We start from the raw sequence: 23,077 nt of genomic DNA on the forward strand, positions 1-23,077 counted from the left end.
GATATACGTGGAGAATTAACATGTCTTACAGCACCAAAGTTCTGGATCACTACGAAAACCCGCGCAACGTCGGGTCGTTCGACAAGTCGGACGACTCGGTGGGCACCGGCATGGTGGGCGCGCCCGCCTGTGGCGACGTCATGAAGCTGCAGATCAAGGTGAATGAAGCCGGCGTGATCGAAGACGCGCGCTTCAAGACCTACGGCTGCGGTTCGGCCATTGCCTCGAGCTCGCTCGTGACCGAATGGGTCAAGGGCAAGACGCTGGACCAAGCCATGAACATCCGCAACACGCAGATCGCCGAAGAGCTGGCCCTGCCGCCCGTCAAGGTGCACTGTTCCATCCTGGCCGAAGACGCGATCAAGGCCGCGGTGCAGAACTACAAAGAAAAGCACTCGGCCCCGGCCGAAGCTGTGGCGGGCTGATCATGTCCGTTACCCTGACCCAACAGGCTGCCACCCATATCGGCCGCTACTTGCAGAAGCGCGGAAAGGGTATCGGCTTGCGGCTCGGCGTTAGGACGACGGGCTGTTCCGGCATGGCCTACAAGTTGGAATACGTCGACGAGGTGGAGGCGGAAGATGTCGTCTTCGAGAGCTTCGGCGTGAAGGTCTTCATCGACCCCAAGAGCCTGGCGTACCTCGATGGCACGGAGCTGGACTATGCCCGCGAGGGCCTTAACGAAGGCTTCAAGTTCCGCAACCCCAACGAAAAGGCGACCTGCGGCTGCGGCGAGTCGTTCACGGTGTAAGTCTTGGCTGGTGACGACCACTTCAGCCTGTTCGGCTTTCCGGCGCGCTTCGAGCTGGACGCCCAGGCCCTCGAAAAGGCCTGGCGCACCGTCGCCGCGCAGGTGCATCCCGACCGCTACGCCACGGCCAGTCCCGCGGAACGCCGCGTGGCCATGCAGTGGGCGGCGCGTGCCAACGAAGCCTACCGCCAGTTGAAGGATCCGCTGCTGCGCGCGCGCTACCTGTGCGAGCAGGCCGGCGTGGACCTGCAGACCGAAAGCAACACGTCCATGGATGCGTCTTTCCTCATGCAGCAGATGACCTGGCGCGAGATGCTGGACGATGCGCGCGACGACCCCGGCATTCTGGACACGTTGCAGGCCGAACTGGACGAGGCGCGCGCCGAGATGCGCGCCACGCTGACGCGCCTGCTGGACGACGAACGCGATTTCGAGGCGGCCGGTCGCAAGGTGCGGGAGTGGATGTTCGTGGAAAAGCTGGCTCAGGAGCTGGCGCACGTGCAGCCCGCGGGATAGCCAACGGCGCGCTGGGGCGTTCCCGAGATGGGCGCCTGCACGGCGCGGCCCATTGACCAGAAAAAGCAGAATCATGGCCTTATTGCAGATATCCGAGCCCGGTGAATCGCCCGCGCCGCACCAGCGCAAGCTGGCGGTCGGGATCGACCTGGGCACTACCAATTCGCTGGTTGCCGCCGTGCGCAGCAGCGTTGCCGAAGTGCTGCCCGACGCCCAAGGCCACGCCTTGCTGCCGTCGGCGGTGCGCTATTTTCCCGGCGGCAAGGTCACGACCGGGCGCGAGCCTTTGGCCCAGCAGGCCGAGGATCCGCTGAACACCGTCGTGTCCGTGAAGCGTTTCATGGGACGCTCGCTGGAAGAGGCGCGCGCCACGCGCGCGCCGTATGAATTCGTGGAAGCGCCCGGCATGGTGCGCATCCGCACGGTCCAGGGCGACCTGAGCCCGGTCGAAGTATCCGCGCAGATCCTGGCAGTGCTGCGCCAGCGCGCCGAAGACGTGCTGGGCGACGAGCTGGTGGGCGCGGTCATCACCGTGCCGGCGTATTTCGACGACGCCCAGCGGCAGGCGACGCGCGATGCGGCCCGGCTGGCGGGCCTGAACGTCCTGCGACTGCTGAACGAACCGACCGCGGCCGCGATTGCCTACGGCCTGGATCACGCCGCGGAAGGCGTATACGCCGTGTATGACCTGGGCGGCGGCACCTTTGATATTTCCATCCTGCGCTTGACCCAAGGCGTGTTCGAGGTCATTTCCACCGGGGGCGATACGGCGCTTGGCGGAGACGATTTCGACGTGCTGATTGCCGATCACGCGGTGGCCAAGCTGGGCGCCGGAGCGTTGTCGCCGGCTGAACGCCGTGGCCTGCTGATGGCCGCGCGCGCCGCGCGGGAAGCTTTGTCCGATGCCGAAACGGCCAGCTTGACGCTGACGCTGTTCGGCGGCCGCGAGGTGGATCTGACCCTGACCCGCGCCGAGTTCGAGACGCTTGCCCAGCCGCTGATCGAACGCACGCTGGACTGCGCGCGCCGCGCGCTGCGCGATGCGTCGCTCAAGCCCGCCGACGTGCGTGGCGTGGTGATGGTGGGTGGCGCGACGCGCATGCCCGTCGTGCGCGCCGCCGTGGCCAAGGTGTTCGGCACGGAGCCGTTGACTGACCTGGATCCTGACCAGGTGGTGGCGCTGGGCGCGGCCCTGCAGGCCAACCTGCTTGCCGGCAACCGCGCTCCGGGCGAGGATTGGCTGTTGCTGGACGTGATCCCGCTGTCGCTGGGCCTGGAAACCATGGGCGGGCTGGTCGAGCGCATCATCCCGCGCAACAGCACCATTCCCGTGGCACGCGCCCAGGAATTCACGACGTTCAAGGACGGCCAGACCGCCATGAGCATTCACGTCGTGCAGGGGGAACGCGATCTGGTGGCGGACTCCCGCTCGCTGGCGCGCTTTGAGCTGCGCGGCATTCCGCCCATGGTGGCAGGCGCCGCCCGCATCCGCGTGACCTTCCAGGTGGATGCGGACGGCTTGCTGAGTGTCACTGCCCGCGAACAGAGCCAGGGCGTCGAAGCCATGGTGTCCGTCAAGCCCTCTTATGGGCTGTCGGACGACGAGATCGCGCGGATGCTGGCCGACAGCGTGGCGCAGGCCGATACCGACGCCAAGGCCCGCATGTTGCGCGAGCAGCAGGTGGACGCGCGCCAACTGGTGGAATCCGTGCAGGCGGCGCTGGCCGTCGACGGCGACCTGCTGGACTCGGAAGAACGCAAGCGTGTCGACGAGTGCCTGCAAGCCGCCATCGCAGCGCAGCAGGCGCAGGACGTGGACACCGTGACGCAAGCGGTGCAGGCGCTGTCCGCTGCCACGGACGAGTTTGCCGCGCGCCGGATGGACCGCAGTATCCGCGCCGCGCTGGCCGGCCGCAAACTTGACGAAATCGCCTGATAAAAAGCTATGCCGAAACTGACTGTATTGCCTCATCCCGATTACTGTCCGGAAGGCGCGGTGATTGAAGACGCGCCCAAGGGCGTGTCGATCTGCCGGGTGCTGCTGGACAACCACATCGACATCGAGCACGCCTGCGAACTGTCCTGCGCCTGCACGACCTGTCACGTGGTGGTCAAGCAGGGCTATTCCTCGCTGGAAGACGCGACCGACGACGAAGAAGACTTGCTGGACAAGGCGTGGGGCCTGACCCCGACGTCGCGCCTGTCGTGCCAGGCGCTGGTGAACGATGCCGACCTGACGGTCGAGATCCCCAAGTACACGATCAATCACGCCAAAGAGGGCCATTGATGAAGTGGACCGACACCTACGAGATTGCCGCTGCGCTGTACGACGCGCATCCTGATGTCGACCCCCAGACGCTGCGGTTCACGCAGCTTCGCGAATGGGTCATGGCATTGCCGGATTTCAGCGACGATCCCGCGCATTGCGGCGAGAAGATCCTGGAGGCCATCCAGATGGCCTGGATCGACGAGGCCGACTGACCGCCGGCTTCAAAAACGAAGAACGCTCCATCCCGGAGCGTTTTTCTTTTTGGGGCCGGGCAAGGAGGCGAGCGCCTTGGCATGTCCTTGGCCGCCTGACATGCCGCCGTCGCGCGGGCCACGGTATCATCGGGTATCCGTACGTTGTCCTTTCCAGACCGAGTCTACCGATGCCTGCTGCCCAATTGCGTTTTGGCCTGGCCGCCAATCGCCTGCACCACGAAACCCCCGATGCCGCCTTGTTCACCTGGCTGCGTGCGTGCTCGTCCACCATCCGTGAGCTGGGCGTGCAGTTGCACACGGTGGGGCGCACCCATGACGCCATCGTGCGCGAGGGCATGCTGCAGAGCTACCCCGGCCTGATCCGCTATCCGTATGGCCGCGAGGGCGGACTGATGAAGCTGGTTGCGCGGGTCACCGAAGGCCGCGATGGGCAGGCGCCGTTCGACGGCGCGATCTACCTGATTGATCCCGTCGACCCGTCTTCGATTTTTCCCGAGGCATTGGCGCTCAAGCGCCAGTGCATCACGCATGGCCGTCCGTTCATCTCGACGCTGGCCGGCGCCATCGAATGGATGGAAGTCGAACGCATCCATGCCGGGCTGGTCCCGGATGCGTCCGTGTCCCGCCATTTCAACTTTGTGGGGCAGACGCTGGCGATGATCGCGCACGATGCGCTCAAGGACGAAATGGTCGCGTTTGCGAGCGAGCACTTCGATGTGTTGTCGCGCTTCGCGCGGCGCGTGGCCACCGGCACGACCGGCGGCCGCCTGAACGAACTGGCCTGGTCGCGGGGTTGGCCAAAAGACACGCCCTGGGTGCATCGTTACCTGAGCGGGCCGCTGGGCGGCGATGCGCAGATCGCGGAACTGGTGCTGGAGCATCAATGCCAGCGGGTGATCTTTTTCGAGGATCCGCACGTGGCGCGGCAGCACGAGGCCGACATCCAGCTGCTGGAGCGCGCGGTCCGTGTCGTCACCGAGTCCGCCACCTGCGCGACGTCGCCCGCGGTGGCGCGGCGCTGGGCGCAAGCGGTGGAAAAGCGCGTGGTCTGAGCGTCAGACTGGCGCGCTCGGCGGGCGCTATTGGCCGGTGAACCGGGGAGTGCGCTTTTCGCGGAACGCCGCGACGCCTTCGGCGAAGTCGGCGCGTCCGGCCGAAAGCAGAAAACGCACGGTTTCTTCGGCCAATTGCGTTTCTAGCGGGGCGTGCGCCGCGCTACGCAGCAGGGCCTTGGCGCCCGCGATGCCGTGCGGCGCGTGACGGGCGATGTCTTGCGCATAGGCTTGTGCCGAGGCCGTCAGCTCGCCCGCCGGGGCGGTGCGTGTGATGATGCCCCATGCCAGCGCCTCATCGGCCGTGAACGCGTCGTGTCGCAGCAATAGATCGAGTGCCCGCTTGGGACCCACCGCGCGCATGAGGCCATGCGTCATGCCGGCATCGGGCGTGGCGCCTAGCTTCAGGTAGGCCGTCATGAAACGTGCGCCCGCGTCGGCGATGGCGAGGTCGCACGCCAGGACCAGCGACAGGCCCGCGCCCGCCGCGACGCCGTGGATCTGCGCCAGCCAGACCTTGTCCATCCGCGGGATGCGGCCGACAAAATCATTCAAGGGCGTGAACAGGTCGGACAGCGTGGCGCGCACGGTCGCGGGGTCGCCTGTGAACATGCCGATGTCGCCGCCCGCGCAGAACGCCTTGCCCGCGCCGCGCAGCAGCACGACGCGCAGTGCATCGCGCGTTTCGATCCATTGGGCGGCCCGTTGCAGGTCGCGCGCCATGGCGACGTCGATGGCGTTGAGCGCGTCCGCGCGGTTGAGCGTTAGGGTGGCGAGTGCGCCGTCGGTCTCCAGCAGCAGCGTCTGGAACGTCGGTAGTTCCTGGTTCATGGCTTGTCTCCGTTTCGGGTAAATACCAACTGTCGATCCAAAAACCGCGATGCTAAGGTCTGAACCGAGCGCTTGCTTGGTTTTGTTTTAAGCACGCTTAGCGTAACGCATAGAACGATTTTCCGGCGCTGTACTGGCGTAGGTAAAGACAGGTTCGTTGCATCTCCTGCCTCGCGGGTTCGCCAGGTTCACCGTCGCAAAAAATGTCCGCCTCAGGCGGCAAGAAAACTTCGCATAACAAGCGGGGAGACAAATGGTGGATCAGTCCGACAGGCCTGCCTTGCTGGAGGCGGATGGGGTGACGCTGGCGTTCGGCGGGGTCAAGGCGCTGACCGGCGTGGGCTTTCGCGTCGCGCCCGGTTCCATCACCACGGTCATCGGCCCGAACGGCGCCGGCAAGACGTCGCTGTTCAACACCATCTCCGGTTTCTACAAGCCCGCTTCCGGGCAGATCCGTTTCGAAGGCCGCGACATCACGCGCGTGGCCGCGCCAGAGCGCGCCAGGCTGGGGCTGGCGCGCAGCTTCCAGAACATTGCGCTGTTCCGCGGCATGACGGTGCTGGACAACATCAAGCTGGGCCGCCACGCGCATCTGCGCACCAATGTGCTGGATGCGCTGCTTTATCTGGGACGTGCGCGCCGCGAGGAGATGGCGCTGCGCGCCGACATCGAAGAGCGCATCATCGATTTCCTTGAAATCGACCATATCCGCCACGCGCCGGTGGCCGCGCTGTCTTACGGCCTGCAAAAGCGCGTGGAACTGGCGCGGGCGCTGGCGATGCAGCCCAAGGTGCTGATGCTGGACGAGCCCGTGGCGGGCATGAACCGCGAAGAGACGGACGACATGGCGCGCTTCATCCTGGATGCGCGGACCGAGTGGGGCGTGACGGTGCTGATGGTTGAGCACGACATGGGCATGGTGATGGACCTGTCCGATCACGTCGTGGTGCTCAATTTCGGGCAGGTCATTGCCGATGGTACGCCGGCGCAGGTGCAGGCCAATCCGGAGGTCATCAAGGCTTACCTGGGCGCGGGCGATGTCGGCGATCTGCGCCGCCGGTTGCGGGAGGCGGCCTGATGGACTGGCTGTTCTTCCTGGAGGTCTCGCTGGCGGGCCTGGGCAGCGGCGGCCTGTATGCGCTGGCCGCGCTGGCCTTCGTCATCGTCTACAAGGCGACGCGCGTGGTCAATATCGCCATCGGCGAATTCCTGATGCTGGGCGCTTACGTGTTTTATGCGTTCGCCACGGGCATGGCGTGGCCGATCTGGCTGGCGATCGTGGGCGCGGTCGTCGTGTCCGGCGCGCTGGGCGCCGTGGTCGAGCGCCTGACGATACGGCCGATGCTCGGCGAGTCGCCGATCTCCGTTTTCATGATTACCGTGGGTCTGGCGTCCATCCTGGTGGGCGCCGTCGAACTCATCTGGACGGCCGACCAGCGCCGCCTGCCGGAGTTCATGCCGCGCGCGCCTGTCATGGTGGGCGAGGCGTTCGTGGCGCCCAAGGTGTTCTATGGGTTCTGGGTGGCGGTGGTCCTGGCCCTGCTGGTGCTGGTGGTGTTCCGCTACTGGCGCGGCGGGGTCGCGCTGCGGGCCACGGCGTCGGACCAGGGCGCGGCCTATGCCATGGGCATCAATGTGCCGCGCGTTTTTTCGCTGGCCTGGGTGACCGCGGGCGCGATCGCGGCGGTGTCGGGGGTGATCGTGGGCGCCATCGGCGGCATCTCTTCGTCGATGGGGGTGTTTGGCCTGTCGGTGCTGGTGGTCGTGATCGTGGGCGGCCTGGACAGCGTGGCAGGGGCGCTGGTCGGCGGCATCTTCATCGGCCTGCTGGAGGCCTGGGCCGGCGCCTACCTGGGCGGCGAATACAAGCTGCTGGCCACGTTTGTCGTGCTGGTCGTGGTGTTGATGGCCCGGCCCTATGGGCTTTTTGGCACCCGTGAAATCGAGAGGCTCTGATCCATGCGTATCGCGACCGCCAAGCAGACGTACCTGGCCGATGAGGCGCTTTTCGACACGCGCACGCAGCACGTGTGGCTGGCCTTGCTGGCGGCGTCGCTGGTGCTGTTTCCCTTCGTGGCCAATGCCTATTGGCTGTATCTTGCCTGCCTGGTCGCGATCAATATCGCGAGCGCCACGGGGCTGAACATCCTGACGGGATATACGGGGCTGGTCAGCCTGGGGCAGGCGGCGTTCATGGGACTGGGCGCGTACACCGTGGCGGTGATGGAAATGCGCCTTGGCACGCCGGTCCTCGTCAACCTGCTTGCCGGCGGCGGCGTCGCGATGGTGGGCGGGCTGCTGGTCGGCATTCCTTCGCTGCGCGTCAAGGGGCTGTACCTGGCCATCTCCACGATCGCGGCGTCGTTCATCGCCCACTTCATTTTCGCGAACTGGCAGTTCACGGGCGGCACCAGCGGCCTGCAGGTGCCGCCGGCGCGGATCCTCGGCATGGACCTGGATACCTCGTTCAAGATCTACTGGCTGATCGTGCCCGTGACCGTGCTGATGGTGCTGGGCGCGGCGAATCTGTTCCGCACCCGCATCGGGCGGGCCTTCATCGCGATCCGCGACCGGGACATTTCGGCCGAAGTGCTGGGCATCCGGCTGCTGCGCTACAAGCTGCTGTCCTTCGGGCTGTCTTCGTTCTATGCCGGCGTGGCCGGCGGGCTGTGGGCGTACTTCTTCCGCGTGGTCACGCCGGAGAGTTTTCCGCTCATCATGTCGATCTTCTTCCTGGCGGCCATCATCGTGGGCGGCATGGGATCGATCCTGGGATCCATCCTGGGCGCGCTCTTCATGACAATGGTGCCAGAGTTCCTCAAGCTGGTCGTCGGCTGGCTGCCGGTGGGCGGCGACGCGCTGCGGCTGATTTCGCCCGTGCGCACCATTGTTTTCGGCCTGCTGATCGTGGGCTTCCTGATCTTCGAGCCGCACGGGCTCGCGGAAATCTGGCGGCGCGTGCGCCGATTCTTTCACCTATGGCCTTTTCGCACGTAGCGCGACGCGCGCGGCGTGACGGCGGCCACCCATAAGACCCAGGAGACAAACCATGAAGCGCATCCGGATAGGCAGCGGTTTATCGAGGTGGTTGGCCCCGTTGGGCCTGGCGGCGGCGTTGTCCGCGGCGCCGGCGGCGCAGGCGGCCGAGGACCTGGTGCTGGGCGGCTCGATTCCGCTGAGCGGCGTGTTCGCCTTCGCCGGGCAGGGCATTCATGCGGGCATCACGGATTACGTAAAGATCGTGAACGATCAGGGCGGGATCAAGGGTCGCAAGTTGCGTTATGTGCCCGAGGACACGGCCTACAAGGTCGACGCGTCGGTCGCGGCGTTCAAGAAGATCACCAGCCAGAACAAGGTGAATTTCTACTACGGGGATTCGACCGGCTTTTCCAAGACCATCAATGCGGAGCTCAACCGCACGGGCGACATCCTGATGACGGGCGCCTCGTTCGCGACCGAGCTGAACGATCCCGCGAAGTATCCCGCGCAGTTCATGCTGGGACCCGACTACACCGAGATGTTCGGCATCCTGCTGCGCTACATCGCCAAGGAGCAGCCGGGCGCCAAGGTCGCCTTCGTGTATTCGGACACGGAGTTCGGGCGCGATCCCATCGCCAGCTCGCGCGCCGTGGCGGAAAAGCTGGGCTTGAAGGTGGTCACCGAGATCATGACGCCGCCGGGCAGCGTGGACGTGTCGACCGAGGTCATCAAGCTGCGCCGCGCCGATCCGGACTTCACCATCTTCCACGGCTATGTGCTGGCGCCCATCCCCGAGTTCGTGGGACAAGGCAAGCGCATGGGCCTGAAGACGCGCTACATGGGCACGTTCTGGACGATGGACAACTCGACCGTAATGCAGATGGGCGAGGATGCCGAGGGCTTCATGGGCGTGATGCCTTATCGCTACTACTACGACACGGCGCCCGATGCGCCGATGCTCAAGAAGATCCGCGAAATGCGCCCGACTTACCAGAGCACCGGCTACATGCAGGGCTTCCTGGCGGCCATGCTGTTCTCGGAAGTGGCCAAGCGCACGCTGGATGCCGGCAAGGAGCTGAACGCCGCCAACATGAAGGCCGCGCTGGACGGCATCAAGGATTTCGACACGGGCGGGCTGATCGGCGTGCCGATCAGCATCAAGGGCAATTCGATACCCGTGGGCCGGATCTATCGCGCGGACGTGAAGCAGAAGCAGATGGTGCCCGCGTCCGACTGGATCGTCCTGAAGTGAGGCGGCCGTGAATCCGGGACATGACGCGCGGGCGGATATCAGCGCCGCGGCGCCGCCGCAGGCGGTGCTCGACATCAACAACATCGAGGTCGTCTACAACAAGGCGGTGCAGGTGCTGCGCGGCTTGTCCCTGTCGGTGCCGGCCGGCAGCATCGTGGCGCTGCTGGGCAGCAACGGGGCCGGCAAGTCCACCACGCTGAAGGCGGTGTCGGGTTTGCTGGGCCTGGAAGATGGCGAGCTGGTGCGCGGCCAGATCGTCTTTGGCGGCGGCGACACCGCGGGCGTCAAGCCGCAGAACCTGGTGCGGTCCGGCCTGGCGCACGTGATGGAAGGGCGCCGGGTGTTCGAGGACCTGACCGTGGAAGAGAACCTGGTGGCCGCGACCTACGCGCTGACCGGCAGGCCTGCGGCGCGCGCGGATTTCGACCTGGTCTACGGCTACTTCCCGCGGCTGTTCGAGCGGCGTCGCGGCCTGGCCGGGTATTTGTCCGGCGGCGAGCAGCAGATGCTAGCCATCGGGCGCGCGCTGATCGCCCAGCCCAGGCTGATGTTGCTGGACGAGCCGTCGCTGGGCCTGTCGCCGATGCTGGTCGAGAGCATTTTCTCGATCATTGCGCGCATCAATATCGAACAGGGGGTGTCGATGCTGCTGGTGGAACAGAACGCATCCGTGGCGCTGGCGGTGGCGCACTACGGCTACATCATGGAGACCGGCAAAGTGGTGATCGACGGGTCGGCCGACCGGCTGGCGGCGGACCCGGACGTGCGCGAGTTTTACCTGGGCGTCGGCGGGTCCGGCGAGGCGCGGGGCTTTCGCGACATCAAGCATTACAAGCGCCGCAAGCGCTGGCTGTCATGATGGACGGCGCCGCAGACCCGAGCGCCGCGCGCGACGCCGCCGCCGGCTGGCCCGCGCTGACGCTGCCGCAGATGCTGCGCGAGCAGGCGCGCCGGCAGCCGTCAGCCGTCGCCATCCGGCAAAAGGATTTCGGCATCTGGAAGCCCCTGTCCTGGGCGGAATATTGGCAGCGCGCGTGCCGCGTCGGCCTGGGACTGCGCGCGCTGGGGCTGAGCCCGGGCGGGCGGGTGGCCATCGTGTCGGACAACCGGGTGGAGTGGCTGCTTGCGCAGATGGGCGCGGGCGCGGTCGGGGGCGTGGCGGTGGGCGTCTATTCCACCAGTCCGGCCGAGGAGATGGGCTACGTGCTGGAACACGCGGACGTCGAACTGGTAGTGTGCGAAGACCAGGAACAGACCGACAAGGTGCTGCAGGTGGCGGACAGGCTGCCGCGCTTGCGGCGCATCGTGATGATAGAGACCAAGGGCCTGCGTTCCTACGCGGCGCAGGACCGCTCGCGCATCGTGACGTTTGCCGAGGTCGAGGCCGGAGGGCGCGAGCGCGAGACCCTGGAACTGGCCGCGCTGAATACGATGCTGGACGGCCAGCGCCTGGACGATACCGGGCTGATGATCTATACGTCCGGGTCCACCGGCAAGCCCAAGGGGGCGATGCTGAGCTACCGCAACATGCGCGGCGTGGCGCCGGGCATCGCCGAGCGCCTGTCCATGGACGCGTCCAGCGTGCACCTGTCGTATCTGCCGCTGTGCCACGTGGCCGAGCAGATGCTGTCCACGTTCGTGCCCATCTACCTGGGCGCGCAGGTGAATTTCGGCGAGTCGATCCGTACCGTGCAGGAGGACCTGCGCGAAGTGGCGCCGACGATTTTCCTGGGCGTGCCGCGTATCTGGGAGAAGCTGCACGCGGCGATCTCCATCAAAATGCAGGAGGCCGGGCGGCTGCAGCAGTGGCTGTACCGCAAGGCGCTGGCGCGGTGCGCGCCGTTCCTGGAGAAGTCCGCCGGGCAGTATGGGGTGGGCGAACGGCTGACGCATTGGCTGTGGTACTGGCTGGTGCTGCGTGCGCTGCAGAATTTCATCGGACTGCGCCGCGTGGGGGTGGCGATGACGGGCGCCGCGCCGATACCGCCGGACGTGGTGCGGTATTTCCGCACCCTGGGCGTGCCGCTGGTCGAGGTTTACGGGTTGACGGAATCGTCCGGGATGATCTTCGGGCAGCATCCGGACCGCGTGAAGGTGGGCACGGTGGGCGAGCCGATCCTGGGCGTGGAATGGCGCATCGGCGATGCTGGCGAGCTGCTGGTGCGCGGCGATATGGTGTTCCAGGGCTACTACAAGAATCCCGATGCGACGGCCGATGCCGTGCGCGACGGCTGGCTGCACACGGGCGACGTCGTGGCGCAGGACGACGGCCGCGTGCGCATCGTCGACCGGCTCAAGGACATCATGATCACGGCGGGCGGCAAGAACCTCACGCCGTCGGAAATCGAGAATGCGGTCAAGGGCAGCCCCTACGTGAAGGAATGCATTGTGATCGCGGACGGCAGGAAGTATGTGTCCGCCTTGATCCAGCTTGAGTTCGATACGGTGGGCAAGTGGGCGGAGTCTCGGCGCATTGCCTTCACGCACTTCCGGTCGCTGGCCGAGTGCCCGCAGGTGCGCGAACTGGTGCAGCAGGAGGTCGCGCGCGCCAATGCGGGGCTGGCGCCCGTGGCGCAGATCAAGCGCTTTCACCTGTTGACCAAGGAACTGGATCACGACGACGGCGAAGTCACCGCGACGATGAAGGTGCGGCGCGCCAGCATCTACCGCACCTACGCAAACGAAATCGAAACGCTCTACGTTGATGAGGAGACGACGGCATGAACCAAGCCGTGATCCTGGAGGCCGTGCGCACGCCGTTCGGGCGGCGCGGCGGCGGGTGGGCGCAGACGCGGCCGGATACGCTGCTGGCCCGGACCGTGGAGGAGTTGCTGGCGCGCGCGGCGCTGCCGGGGGACAAGGTCGAAGACCTGATCGCCGGCTGCGTCAGCCAGGCGGGCGAGCAGGGCGCCAATATCGGCCGGCTGGCGGCGATGCTGGCCGGACTGCCGGAAAGCGTGCCGGGCGTGGCGCTGAACCGTATGTGCGGGTCCAGCCAGCAGGCCGTGCATTTCGGCGCCCAGGCCATTGCCGCGGGCGATATGCGCTATGTGGTCGCGGGCGGCGTCGAGAGCATGAGCCGGGTGCCCATGTTCCTGGACGTGACGCTGGGCCAGTCGGAGTTCCGCGGCTTTGAATCGCTGAATCCGGCCTTGCTGGAACGCTATCCGCTGATCCACCAGATCGAGAGCGCGGAACGCATCGCCAGCCATTGGGGGCTGTCTCAGTCGGAAATGGATCAGTGGGCGCGCGAGAGCCACGCCCGCGCCTGGGCGGCTGCCAGCGCCGGCCTGCATGCCGAGCTGCTGGCGGGGCAGCCGGGGGCGCCGCGTCGCGACGAAGGCATCCGCGAGACCACGGACGCGGCCCGCATGGCAGCGATGGCGCCGGCCATGCGCGCACCGGGGCAGGGCGGCGTGACCGCGGCCAACGCGAGCCAGCTTGCGGACGGCGCGGCGGCGGTGCTGCTGGGGGACATGGATGCCGCGCTCGCCGATGGCCTGCGGCCGCGCGCGCGCTTTCTGGCACGCGTGGCGGTGGGCTCCGACCCGGTGATGCAGCTCACGGGCGTCATCCCCGCGGCGCGGCAGGCGCTGGCCCGCGCGGGCCTGTCGCTGGACGACATCGACTGGATCGAGATCAACGAGGCCTTCGCAAGCGTGGTGCTGGCCTGGCAGCGCGAGCTGGGCGCGGACCTGGCGCGCGTCAATCCGTGGGGCGGCGCGATTGCACACGGGCATCCGCTGGGCGCCACGGGCGCCGGCTTGATGGCCAAGATGCTGGCGGGGCTGGAGGCCACCGAAGGCGAACTGGGCATGCAGCTCATGTGCATCGGCCACGGCATGGCGACCGCGACCATCATCCAGAGGCTCTGAGCCGCATGGACAAGACCGGGACCCCCGCGTCGCGGGACGATGGCGCGGAGTCGGAACGGCGCCGGGAACTGGTCCTGGCGGCCGGCAGGCTGTTCAGCAGGCACGGCTACGAGCGCACGACGGTGCGCGAGCTGGCCAAGGCCGTCGGGCTGCAGTCGGGCAGCCTCTTTCATCATTTCCGCAGCAAGGAGGAGATCCTGGTCGCGGTCATGAACAATGGCATCCAGGAAGTGATCGACCTTGGCGAGAAGGCGCTGGCCTGCTATGGCGTGCCCGCGGACCGGCTGGCGGCGTTGTTCCGCGTCCACATGTGGAGCATGCTGCACGGCGCCGGCGGCGATGCGATGAACGCCCTGGTCTACGAATGGCGCAGCCTGTCCGCGCCCAGCCAGGCGGCCGTGAAGGTGCTGAGCGACCGCTACGAGGCGATGTGGCAGTCGGTGGTGGCGGGGGCGGTGGAGGCGGGTCTGCTGCGCGGCGATGCGCGCATCATCAAGCGATGCGTGCTGGGCGCGATGAACCTGACGGTGCAATGGTACAAGCCGGGCGGCCGGCTGGCGCCCGCCGAGTTCATCGATGCGATGCTGCAGGCGTCCCTGCCGGCGCTGCCCGCGGGGGCCGGAAAGTGGCCGCTGGGCCCTAGCCCCGACGCTTGATGAATGCGCCCACGGCGCAGGCCACCGCCAGCGCCAGCAGCGAGCCCGACACGGGGAGCAGGAAATCGGCCTCGCCGTGATACCCGCCGCCGGTGACGCCGCCCGCGACGCCTCCCATCCAGAGCAACGCGGTCAGGATGGCGGCGACCAGGGAGATGGCCGTGGCGACGCACAGCACGATGAATGCCGGCCGGCGCGCGGGCACGGACGGGTAAGGGGCGCCGGGCTGGATGCGGCGGGGCTGCTTGATCCAGTAGACCAGCCCCGCCACGACCAGCAGCAGCATCAGGATCTTGAAGATCATGACGCCGTCCGCGGTTTAGTCTTCACGGCGCAGGTGCGGGAAGAGGATGACGTCGCGGATGCTGGGGCTGTCGGTCAGCAGCATGACCAGGCGGTCGATGCCGATGCCGCAGCCGCCCGTCGGAGGCATGCCGTATTCCAGGGCGCGGATGTAGTCGGCGTCGTAGTACATGGCTTCTTCGTCGCCGGCGTCCTTGGCTTCGACCTGCGAGCGGAAGCGTTCGGCCTGGTCTTCGGGGTCGTTCAGCTCGGAGAAGCCGTTGGCGATTTCGCGGCCGGTCATGAAGAGCTCGAAGCGCTCGGTGATGCCTTCGCGGGTGTCGGACGCGCGCGCCAGCGGCGAGACTTCGACCGGGTAGTCGATGATGTAGGTGGGGTTCCAGAGCTTGGCTTCGGCCGTCTCTTCGAAGAGGGCCAGTTGCAGCGCGCCCAGGCCGGCGCGCGACAGCACCGGGCCGTCGGCGTCGGCGCCCAGCTTCTTGAGTTCCGCGCGCACGAAAGCCGGGTCGTCCAGCTGCGCCTGGGTGTAGCCGTCCGTGTACTTGAGGATGGCTTCGCAGATGGTCAGGCGGTCGAACGGCTTGGACAGATCCAGTTCGCGTTCCTGGTAGGTCAGGACGGCGCTGCCGGTGGCCGAGATGGCGGCCTGGCGGATCAGTTCTTCGGTGAAGTCCATGAGCCAGCGGTAATCCGCGTAGGCTGCGTAGAACTCCATCATCGTGAATTCGGGGTTGTGGCGCGGGCTGACGCCTTCGTTGCGGAAGTTGCGGTTGACTTCGAAGACGCGCTCGAAGCCGCCCACGATCAGGCGCTTGAGGTAGAGCTCGGGCGCGATGCGCAGGAACATTTCCATGTCCAGCGCGTTGTGGTGCGTGACAAACGGCTTGGCCGCGGCGCCGCCCGGGATCGGGTGCAGCATGGGCGTTTCGACTTCGAGGAAGCCCGCGTTCAGCATGAACTGGCGGATGCTGCCCACAGCCTTGCTGCGCGCCTCGAAGGTGCGGCGCGTGGCGTCGGTCATGATGAGGTCGACGTAGCGCTGGCGGTAGCGCAGTTCCTGGTCGGCCACGCCGTGGAACTTGTCGGGCAGCGGGCGCAGCGACTTGGACAGCAGGCGCGCCGAGGCGGCGTGCACCGACAGTTCGCCCTTGTTGGTCTTGAAGACCGACCCTTCGACCGCGATGATGTCGCCGATGTCCCATTGCTTGAACGCCGCGTAGGCATCTTCGCCGAGCGTGCCGCGGTCCAGGTAGATCTGGATGCGGCCGGTGCTGTCCTGCAGCGTGGCGAAGCTGGCCTTGCCCATGACGCGCTTGAGCATCATGCGGCCGGCGACCTTCACGGTGACGCCGGCAGCGGCGAGGGCTTCCTGCTCCTGGCCGTCGTACTGGTCATGCAGGGCGGCGGCGCGGGCGTCCGGGACAAAATCGTTGGGGTACGCGACCCCGGCTTCGCGCAGTTTGGCCAGCTTGGCGCGCCGTTCGGCGATCAAGCGGTTTTCATCCTGGGCGGGAGCCGGAGTGGTCGAGTGGTCGGTCATGGTCGGGGGGATCAGTCGTAATTGCGGATGTCGTCGATTTCGGTCGTGCCGAAATCTTCGCGATCCAGGTAGGCGAGGATGCGGGAAGCCACGTTGGCGGGCGAGGACAGCTTGCCGGTGGCGTGGAAATCCTGGAACTTGGCCAGCGCGGGGAAGCTTTCGGCGGAGCTGGCGCGGATCGCGGCCTGCATGTCGGTGTCGACGATGCCGGGGGCCAGCGCCACGATGCGGGCGCCGTCGGCGCCTTGTTCCTGCTTGACCACGCGGGCGTGCATGTCGAGCGCGGCCTTGGTGGCGCAGTACACGCCCCAGCCGGCGTTCGGGTTGCGGCCCGCGCCGGAGGAGATGTTCAGGATGCGGCGGTCCGCCTTGATGTCGGCCACGGCGGCCAGGAAGCGCGCCGTGAGCAGCATGACGGCGGTGACGTTCAGGTTGAACGCGGCGGTGATGGCTGCCGCGTCGGTGAGTTCGTCGGTGCGCGCCACGGGATGCACCGTGCCCGCGTTGTTGATGAGCAGATAGCGCTTGGCGTCGCGCGGCAGCGCGGCGCAGATGCGCTCGGCCGCGGCGGCGGCCGCGCCCAGGTCCGAGAGGTCCACGGACAGTTGTTCCAGTTGCACGTCCTGCGACCGCGCATGGGCGGCGAGTTCGGGGTCTTCGCGGCGCGCCAGGGTGATCAGGCGGGTGCCGGGTTTGGCCAGGCCGCGCGCCATGGCGGCGCCGATGCCGCGCGATGCGCCGGTGAGAATTGCAATGGTGTCGGACATTCGTGGACCTCTGGGTGCGTGAGAGCGGGAAGAATCGCGGAACTTAGACGTTTTGCTTGAGGCTGGCCTGGATGAAGGGATCCAGGTCGCCGTCCAGCACTTTCTGCGTGTTGGAGATTTCGACGTTCGTGCGCAGGTCCTTGATGCGGCTCTGGTCCAGCACGTAGGAACGGATCTGGTGGCCCCAGCCCACGTCGGTCTTGGAGTCTTCCAGCTTCTGCTGTTCGGCCATGCGGTTGCGCATTTCCAGTTCGTAGAGCTTGGATTTCAGCATCTGCATGGCTTCGGCGCGGTTGCGGTGCTGCGAACGGTCGTTCTGGCACTGCACGACGATGCCGGTGGGAATGTGCGTCAGACGCACCGCCGAATCGGTCTTGTTGATGTGCTGGCCGCCCGCGCCCGATGCGCGGTAGGTGTCCACGCGCAGGTCGGCGGGGTTCACTTCGACTTCGAAGGACTCGTCGACTTCCGGGTAGACAAAGACGCTGGCGAACGACGTATGGCGGCCGCCCGAGGAGTCGAAGGGGCTCTTGCGGACCAGGCGGTGCACGCCGGTTTCGGTGCGCAGGTAGCCGAAGGCGTATTCGCCTTCGATCTTGATCGTGGCCGACTTGATGCCCGCGACTTCGCCGTCGGATTCTTCAAGGATCTCGGCCTTGAAGCCCTTGCGTTCGGCGTACTTGAGGTACTGGCGCAGCAGCATCGACGCCCAGTCCTGCGCTTCCGTGCCGCCCGCGCCGGCCTGGATGTCCAGGAAGCAGTTCAGGGGGTCGGCCGGATTGGAGAACATGCGGCGGAATTCCAGGGCTTCGAGCCGCGCCTGGAACGCGTCGGCGTCCTGTTCGATGGATTCGAGGGTGGCGCCGTCGTCGTCGGCGGCGGCCAGCTCGAAGAGCTCCAGGGAGTCGGCAACGCCCGAGCCCAGGCTCGTGAGCGTTTCCACCACGTCCTCGAGGGATTTCTTTTCACGGCCCAGGTCCTGGGCGTGTTTGGGGTCGTTCCAGACGGCCGGGTCTTCGAGCTCGGCGTTTACGACCTGGAGGCGTTCAGCTTTGGCATCGTAGTCAAAGATACCTCCGTAGAGCCTGTTCGCGCTCCGCGTAATCGGCGAGGCGGGCTGCGAGCTGGTTCTGACGTTCGGCTTCCATGATGATCCTGTCCTGATGACTTTTGTGCGAAACCTGGCATTTTACCGTGGATGGGCCAAGTTCGCGGGCGCGCGGTGGCAAAGGGGCAGGCCGGGGTTCCTGCCTAGCCCGCGTGTTCGATGACCAGTTGCACGGATACCATCCCGTTCCAGACGTTCTGCTCCAGGCGATAGGCGGCCTGGATGCGCTCGGGCAGGGACTGGTCGTGGCCGAACCAGATGGCGTCAAAGCGCTGGTGGCCGCGTTCCAGCGACAGTTTCAGGTGCTTTTCGCCGACCAGGCGCTGGTTGCGCACCACGAACTCGTCCAGGAAGAGCGGCGCGGCAAAGCCCGCACCCCACACCTGCTGCTGCAGCATGCCGGCCACGTCGGCGTTGGCGTAGCCGGATTCCAGCGAGCCGTCGGTCTCGATGACGGGCTCGAAGGTGTCGCGTCCGGTCAGTTCGCGCACGGCGGCGTCGAAGGCGGGCGCGAAGGCCGGAAAGTCGCCGCGGCCCAGGGTCAGGCCGGCCGCCATGGCGTGGCCGCCGAACTTGCGGATCAGGTTGGGATGGCGCTTGGAGACGAGGTCCAGCGCGTCGCGCAGGTGCACGTCGGGGATCGAGCGGCCGGAACCGCGGATCTCGTCGTCGCCCGCCGGGGCGAAGGCCAGGGTGGGGCGCCAGAATTTCTCCTTCAGGCGCGAGGCGACCAGCCCCACGACGCCCTGGTGCCAGCCCGGGTCGAACACGCAGACGGTGGCGCCCGCGGCGGCGTCGGGCGCTTCCATGGCGGCCAGCGCCTGTTCGCGCATCTCGGCTTCGATCGTGCGGCGTTCGCGGTTGATGTTGTCCAGTTCGCGCGCCATTTCCAGCGCCTGCGCTTCGTCGTCGGTGGTCAGGCAGGCGATGCCCAGGCTCATGTCGGCCAGGCGGCCGGCCGCGTTGATGCGCGGACCCAGCGCAAAGCCCAGGTCGAAGCCGTTGGCGCTGCGCGGTTCGCGCCCGGCGACGGCGAACAGCGCGCGCAGCCCGGGCTGCAGCCGGCCGCTGCGCATGCGCTGCAGGCCCTGCGTGACCAGCAGGCGGTTATTGGCGTCCAGCTTGACCACGTCGGCCACCGTGCCCAGCGCGACCAGGTCGGACAGCGCGTCCAGGCGCGGGCCGCCGTCGGGGGCGTAGACGCCGCGGCGGCGCAGTTCGGCGCGCAGCGCCAGCATCATGTAGAAGATGACGCCCACGCCGGCCAGGTTCTTGGACGGAAAGCCGCAGCCTGGCTGGTTGGGGTTCACGATGGCCAGGGCGTCGGGCAGGGTGTCGCCGGGCAGGTGGTGGTCGGTGATGACCACGCCGATGCCGGCCGCGTTGGCCGCGGCGACGCCGTCGACGCTGGCAATGCCGTTATCCACCGTGATGATGATGTCGGGTTTGCCGGCACGGTGCCGGCAGGCCAGTTCGACCACGGCAGGCGACAGGCCATAGCCGGTCTCGAAGCGGTTGGGCACCAGGAAGTCGACGTCCGCGCCCATGGCGGACAGCGCGCGCAGCCCGACCGCGCAGGCGGTGGCGCCGTCGCAGTCGTAGTCGGCCACGATCAGCAGCTTCTTGCCGGCCTGGATGGCGTCGGCCAGGACGCCGGCGGCATGCGCCGAATGCGTCAGGCCGGCGGGGGGCAGCAGCGAGGGCCACGCGAGCCGGGTCTGATCGGGGTGCGTGACGCCGCGCGCGGCCCACAGACGGGCCAGCAGGGGGTGGATGCCCGAGGCTTCCAGGACGTGGCAGGCGGCCAGGTCGGCCGGACGGATCGTTAAGCGGGGTGAGACCACCAGGCGCTCCAGTTTTTCTTGGGCGCGGGCAGCAAGCCGAGCAGGCCCCCGCGCGGTTTCAGGTCAAGGGCGACCTTGCGGTCGTCGCCCAGGAGCAGCATCTGCACGGGGGTGGCGGGCAGGCCTTTGCCTGCGGCCAGCGGACGCAGGTGCTGCGCGTCGAGTTCGGCCAGCGCGTCCAGCCAGGCGGCCCAGTCGCCCGCGCGCTGCGGGGCGTCCAGTCCGGTCAGCACCTGCGCGGCGCCTGCCGGGGCCGCCGGCCAGGGGGTGCCGCCGCCGTACAACCAAAGCGCGTTGACGGGCGGCAGGCCGCGGGCCGCGCGGTCGTCGTTGACGGGGTGTTCATGCCACGCCATCTGTATTTCGTTGAGCAGGCGGCGCCACGGGCGCGTTTCCGCATCCTGGCGCCACCAATCGTTCAGGCGTTGTCCGGCCACGGCCATGGGGCTGGCGGTCTGGGGGCGCAGGCCCGCCGGCAGGCGCAGACGCCAACGCTGGGCGGACAGGGGCTCGACCGAGAAGCCGGTGTCTTCGAAGAGGGGACGGGCGGTCTCCAGGAGCGCGGCCGTTTCTTCGTCGCGCAGGTCCATGGCGGCGGGGTCCAGGAGCGTCGCCTGATCGGCCCCCAAGGCCAGGTGGATCAGCTCGGCCAGCCAGACCGGCTCGCCGGCCCCCGCGCCATCCTGCTCCCCGGCCAGCAGCGGCCCGAGGCCAGCGCCCTGAAGCAGCCCCGGTTCGGGCACGTAGCCCGCGCGTTCGAGTTGCCAGGATTCAAAGGCCGTGCAGCCATGCGCGCGCAGGTCGTAGGCCTGGGGGCGGGCGGTGGCGGCCTGCAGCCAGCCGTGCAGGGTGGGCGCGCGTTCGGGCAGCAGCTTGGCCAGTTCGGCGGCGACGGGAAGGGCGGGCAGGGCGCCCGGAATGACGATCAGCATGGCCGCGATTGTAGTCCGCGGCGGGATGGGGAACTTAGCGCCGAACGGAGCTGCCATACGTTGTCACGCCTGGTCTAGGATCCGCACATCCGCGGGGCGAGACGCGGGCGGTTAATGCAATAATGCGCACGTGCTGAAAATACCCTACGAACTCTGGATCGGCGCCCGCTATGCCGGGTTGGCCCGAATCCGCCAGCGACGCGGCCGCCGCGATCGCTTCATCTCCTTCATTGCCGCCAGCTCCATGGCGGGCATCGCGCTGGGCGTCGCCGCCCTGATCGTGGTGCTGTCCGTGATGAACGGGTTTCAGAAAGAAGTGCGCGACCGCATGCTGTCGGTGCTGCCGCACATCGAGCTCTACATCCCCGGCGCATCGCCCGAACGGGTGCTTGAGCAGTGGCAGCAGTTCGCCACCGCGGCCGAGCGCAATCCCGAGGTCAAGGCCGGCGCGCCCTTCGTGGCGGCGCAGGGCATGCTGGTGCGGGGCCAGGCGCTGCGCGGCGTGCAGGTCAGGGGCATCGACCCCGCCACCGAGGGCAACGTGTCCGACCTGCCGCGGCAGATGGTGACGGGCAAGCTGACCGACCTGAAACCTGGCGGTTTTGGCGTGGTGCTGGGCAACGAATTGGCCGACGGCATGGGCGTCAAGGTGGGCGACACGCTGCTGATGATGGCGCCGCAGGGCTCGATCAGCCCCGCCGGCTTCGCGCCGCGCATGCGCCAGTTCACCGTGGTGGGCGTGTTTTCCTCCGGCCACTATGAATACGATTCCTCGCTGGCCTTCGTGGACAACGAAGACGCCGCCCGCGTGTTCCGCGAAAGCGGCACCGCTGGCGTGCGCCTGCGCATCGCCGACATGCAGAAGGCGCCCGAAGTGGCGGCCGAGCTGCGCAACGTGCTGCCGCCCTACGTCATGGCCAGCGACTGGTCGCGCAACAACCGCACCTGGTTTGCGGCGGTGCAGACCGAAAAGCGCATGATGTTCCTGATCCTGGCGCTGATCGTCGCGGTGGCGGCATTCAACCTGTTGTCCTCGCTGGTCATGGCCGTCAAGGACAAGCAATCCGACATCGCCATCCTGCGCACGCTGGGCGCGGGTCCGGGCGAAGTGGCCCGCATCTTCCTGGTGCAGGGCGCGCTGATTGGCGTGATCGGCACCTTGCTGGGCGTGGCGGGCGGCATCGCCATCGCCTACAACGTCGACGTGATCGTGCCGTTCATCGAGCGGATGCTGGGCGTGCATTTCCTGCCGCGCGAGATCTATTTCATCAGCGCGCTGCCGTCCGACCCGCAGGTCGGCGACATCGTCACCATCGGCGTGACCTCGCTGGTGCTGTCGCTGCTGGCAACCTTGTATCCGAGCTGGCGCGCCTCGCGCCTGCAACCCGCACAGGTGCTGCGCCATGATTGATACCCTGACGCAAGACCCCGCGGCCGGGACGACGCCGGCCCTGCAGGCCGAGAACATCGTCAAGGTCTACGACGAGGGCCCCGCCCGGATCGAAGTGCTCAGCAATGTCAGCCTGTCGGTCGCGCGCGGCGAGATGGTCGCCATCGTGGGCGCGTCGGGGTCGGGCAAGAGCACCCTGTTGCACATCCTGGGACTGCTCGACGTCCCCACCAGCGGCTCGGTGTCCGTCGACGGGCAACTGGCCGTCGGGCTGTCCGAGGCGAAAAAGAGCGCGGTGCGCAACCGCAGCCTGGGCTTCGTCTATCAGTTCCACCACCTGCTGGCGGAATTCTCGGCGCTGGATAACGTGGCGATGCCGCTGATCGTGCGCCGCGAGAACCGCGACAAGGCGCGCGAGGCCGCGCGCGAGGTCCTGGGGCTGGTGGGCCTGTCCGCCCGGGAAGGCCACTTCCCGGGGCAGTTGTCGGGCGGCGAGCGGCAGCGCGTCGCGCTGGCGCGCGCGCTGGTGACACGGCCCGTGTGCGTGCTGGCCGACGAACCGACCGGCAATCTCGACCGGCACACCGCCCACAACATGTTCGAACTGCTGACGCGGGTGAACCAGGAGTCGGGCACGGCGTTTGCCATCGTGACGCACGATCCTGAACTCGCCGCGCGCGCCGACCGCCAGTTGCTGATGGAAAACGGCCGCCTGGTGTCAGGCTAGGCCGGAGGCCGGTTGACGACGGCAGGCGACCCGGCGCTGGTCCGCGCGGGGAGGCGGGCGGATAATCCGC

The 23,077-nt window shown here is 67.4% G+C and carries 24 protein-coding genes; 17 read left to right on the forward strand and 7 right to left on the reverse strand.

Annotation, left to right across the window (positions count from 1 at the left end; genetic code table 11):
- The first annotated feature begins 20 nt into the window (after positions 1-20).
- From iscU to BXA00_RS21335, 7 genes are all read left to right on the forward strand, one after another.
- Entirely contained in the window at positions 21-425 is a 405-nt protein-coding gene (iscU, locus tag BXA00_RS21305) for a Fe-S cluster assembly scaffold IscU (protein WP_076520401.1), read from the forward strand.
- Between the two features lie 2 nt (positions 426-427).
- The gene (gene iscA / locus BXA00_RS21310; protein ID WP_076520402.1) at positions 428-751 is read left to right on the forward strand and encodes an iron-sulfur cluster assembly protein IscA; all 324 of its coding nucleotides are present in this window, start codon (positions 428-430) and stop codon (positions 749-751) included.
- 3 nt (positions 752-754) lie between these two features.
- Positions 755-1,267 (forward strand): Fe-S protein assembly co-chaperone HscB, encoded by a 513-nt coding sequence (gene hscB, locus BXA00_RS21315; RefSeq protein WP_076520403.1) that lies wholly within the window; start codon positions 755-757, stop codon positions 1,265-1,267.
- 73 nt (positions 1,268-1,340) lie between these two features.
- Positions 1,341-3,203, forward strand: coding sequence for a Fe-S protein assembly chaperone HscA (hscA, locus tag BXA00_RS21320; RefSeq protein ID WP_076520404.1), 1,863 nt, complete (start codon positions 1,341-1,343; stop codon positions 3,201-3,203).
- A 9-nt stretch (positions 3,204-3,212) separates the two neighbouring features.
- Positions 3,213-3,554: an ISC system 2Fe-2S type ferredoxin gene (gene fdx / locus BXA00_RS21325; RefSeq protein WP_076520405.1), complete on the forward strand. Its 342-nt coding sequence runs from the start codon at positions 3,213-3,215 to the stop codon at positions 3,552-3,554.
- Positions 3,554-3,748, forward strand: coding sequence for a Fe-S cluster assembly protein IscX (iscX, locus tag BXA00_RS21330; RefSeq protein WP_076520406.1), 195 nt, complete (start codon positions 3,554-3,556; stop codon positions 3,746-3,748). Before fdx ends, iscX begins: the two co-directional genes overlap by 1 nt.
- Before the next feature lie 170 nt (positions 3,749-3,918).
- Complete coding sequence (locus BXA00_RS21335; RefSeq protein ID WP_076520407.1) at positions 3,919-4,803, forward strand: methylglyoxal synthase; 885 nt, start codon at positions 3,919-3,921, stop codon at positions 4,801-4,803.
- A gap of 27 nt (positions 4,804-4,830) precedes the next feature.
- Here the strand turns inward: BXA00_RS21335 and BXA00_RS21340 are convergent, their stop codons facing one another.
- Entirely contained in the window at positions 4,831-5,634 is an 804-nt protein-coding gene (locus BXA00_RS21340) for an enoyl-CoA hydratase/isomerase family protein (RefSeq protein ID WP_076520408.1), read from the reverse strand.
- A 253-nt stretch (positions 5,635-5,887) separates the two neighbouring features.
- Between BXA00_RS21340 and BXA00_RS21345 the strand changes: the two genes are divergently transcribed.
- The 8 genes from BXA00_RS21345 (at position 5,888) to BXA00_RS21380 (ending at position 14,396) form a co-directional block, all read left to right on the forward strand.
- Positions 5,888-6,712: an ABC transporter ATP-binding protein gene (locus BXA00_RS21345; protein ID WP_076520409.1), complete on the forward strand. Its 825-nt coding sequence runs from the start codon at positions 5,888-5,890 to the stop codon at positions 6,710-6,712.
- Positions 6,712-7,590: a branched-chain amino acid ABC transporter permease gene (locus BXA00_RS21350; RefSeq protein ID WP_008159212.1), complete on the forward strand. Its 879-nt coding sequence runs from the start codon at positions 6,712-6,714 to the stop codon at positions 7,588-7,590. The genes BXA00_RS21345 and BXA00_RS21350 overlap by 1 nt, the downstream gene beginning before the upstream one ends.
- A 3-nt stretch (positions 7,591-7,593) precedes the next feature.
- Positions 7,594-8,631, forward strand: a complete 1,038-nt coding sequence (locus tag BXA00_RS21355; protein WP_076520410.1) for a branched-chain amino acid ABC transporter permease — start codon at positions 7,594-7,596, stop codon at positions 8,629-8,631.
- A 52-nt stretch (positions 8,632-8,683) separates the two neighbouring features.
- Positions 8,684-9,865: an ABC transporter substrate-binding protein gene (locus tag BXA00_RS21360; RefSeq protein ID WP_076520411.1), complete on the forward strand. Its 1,182-nt coding sequence runs from the start codon at positions 8,684-8,686 to the stop codon at positions 9,863-9,865.
- A gap of 64 nt (positions 9,866-9,929) precedes the next feature.
- Positions 9,930-10,724: an ABC transporter ATP-binding protein gene (locus BXA00_RS21365; RefSeq protein ID WP_083714458.1), complete on the forward strand. Its 795-nt coding sequence runs from the start codon at positions 9,930-9,932 to the stop codon at positions 10,722-10,724.
- Positions 10,721-12,589 (forward strand): long-chain fatty acid--CoA ligase, encoded by a 1,869-nt coding sequence (locus tag BXA00_RS21370; protein ID WP_076520412.1) that lies wholly within the window; start codon positions 10,721-10,723, stop codon positions 12,587-12,589. The genes BXA00_RS21365 and BXA00_RS21370 overlap by 4 nt, the downstream gene beginning before the upstream one ends.
- The gene (locus tag BXA00_RS21375; protein ID WP_076520413.1) at positions 12,586-13,740 is read left to right on the forward strand and encodes a thiolase family protein; all 1,155 of its coding nucleotides are present in this window, start codon (positions 12,586-12,588) and stop codon (positions 13,738-13,740) included. The genes BXA00_RS21370 and BXA00_RS21375 overlap by 4 nt, the downstream gene beginning before the upstream one ends.
- 5 nt (positions 13,741-13,745) lie before the next feature.
- The gene (locus tag BXA00_RS21380; RefSeq protein ID WP_076520414.1) at positions 13,746-14,396 is read left to right on the forward strand and encodes a TetR/AcrR family transcriptional regulator; all 651 of its coding nucleotides are present in this window, start codon (positions 13,746-13,748) and stop codon (positions 14,394-14,396) included.
- On the opposite strand, the gene BXA00_RS21385 is transcribed toward BXA00_RS21380, so the two are convergent.
- The 6 genes from BXA00_RS21385 to BXA00_RS21410 form a co-directional block, all read right to left on the reverse strand.
- Positions 14,380-14,700, reverse strand: coding sequence for a preprotein translocase subunit TatB (locus BXA00_RS21385; protein WP_076520415.1), 321 nt, complete (start codon positions 14,698-14,700; stop codon positions 14,380-14,382). The two genes, BXA00_RS21380 and BXA00_RS21385, sit on opposite strands and share 17 nt — an antisense overlap.
- Before the next feature lie 15 nt (positions 14,701-14,715).
- Positions 14,716-16,239: a lysine--tRNA ligase gene (gene lysS / locus BXA00_RS21390; RefSeq protein ID WP_076520416.1), complete on the reverse strand. Its 1,524-nt coding sequence runs from the start codon at positions 16,237-16,239 to the stop codon at positions 14,716-14,718.
- Between the two features lie 11 nt (positions 16,240-16,250).
- Positions 16,251-17,006, reverse strand: coding sequence for an SDR family oxidoreductase (locus tag BXA00_RS21395; RefSeq protein ID WP_076520417.1), 756 nt, complete (start codon positions 17,004-17,006; stop codon positions 16,251-16,253).
- Between the two features lie 43 nt (positions 17,007-17,049).
- Positions 17,050-18,154 (reverse strand): peptide chain release factor 2 gene (gene prfB / locus BXA00_RS21400; RefSeq protein WP_139208535.1). Its coding sequence is split into 2 segments (ribosomal slippage): positions 17,050-18,072 and positions 18,074-18,154, totalling 1,104 coding nucleotides; the frame shifts between segments, so codons are not numbered across the junction.
- Between the two features lie 103 nt (positions 18,155-18,257).
- Entirely contained in the window at positions 18,258-19,958 is a 1,701-nt protein-coding gene (gene recJ, locus BXA00_RS21405) for a single-stranded-DNA-specific exonuclease RecJ (RefSeq protein ID WP_076520418.1), read from the reverse strand.
- Positions 19,940-20,890, reverse strand: coding sequence for a hypothetical protein (locus BXA00_RS21410; protein ID WP_076520419.1), 951 nt, complete (start codon positions 20,888-20,890; stop codon positions 19,940-19,942). The genes recJ and BXA00_RS21410 overlap by 19 nt, the downstream gene beginning before the upstream one ends.
- Before the next feature lie 178 nt (positions 20,891-21,068).
- Here BXA00_RS21410 and BXA00_RS21415 point away from each other — a divergent pair, with 178 nt between their 5' ends.
- Both BXA00_RS21415 and BXA00_RS21420 read left to right on the forward strand, forming a co-directional pair.
- Positions 21,069-22,301 (forward strand): lipoprotein-releasing ABC transporter permease subunit, encoded by a 1,233-nt coding sequence (locus BXA00_RS21415; protein WP_231952292.1) that lies wholly within the window; start codon positions 21,069-21,071, stop codon positions 22,299-22,301.
- Positions 22,294-23,007 (forward strand): ABC transporter ATP-binding protein, encoded by a 714-nt coding sequence (locus BXA00_RS21420; protein WP_076520421.1) that lies wholly within the window; start codon positions 22,294-22,296, stop codon positions 23,005-23,007. The genes BXA00_RS21415 and BXA00_RS21420 overlap by 8 nt, the downstream gene beginning before the upstream one ends.
- Positions 23,008-23,077 lie beyond the last annotated feature (70 nt).

The sequence above is a fragment of the Achromobacter sp. MFA1 R4 genome (genome assembly GCF_900156745.1).
In the GTDB taxonomy this organism is placed as follows: domain Bacteria; phylum Pseudomonadota; class Gammaproteobacteria; order Burkholderiales; family Burkholderiaceae_B; genus Achromobacter.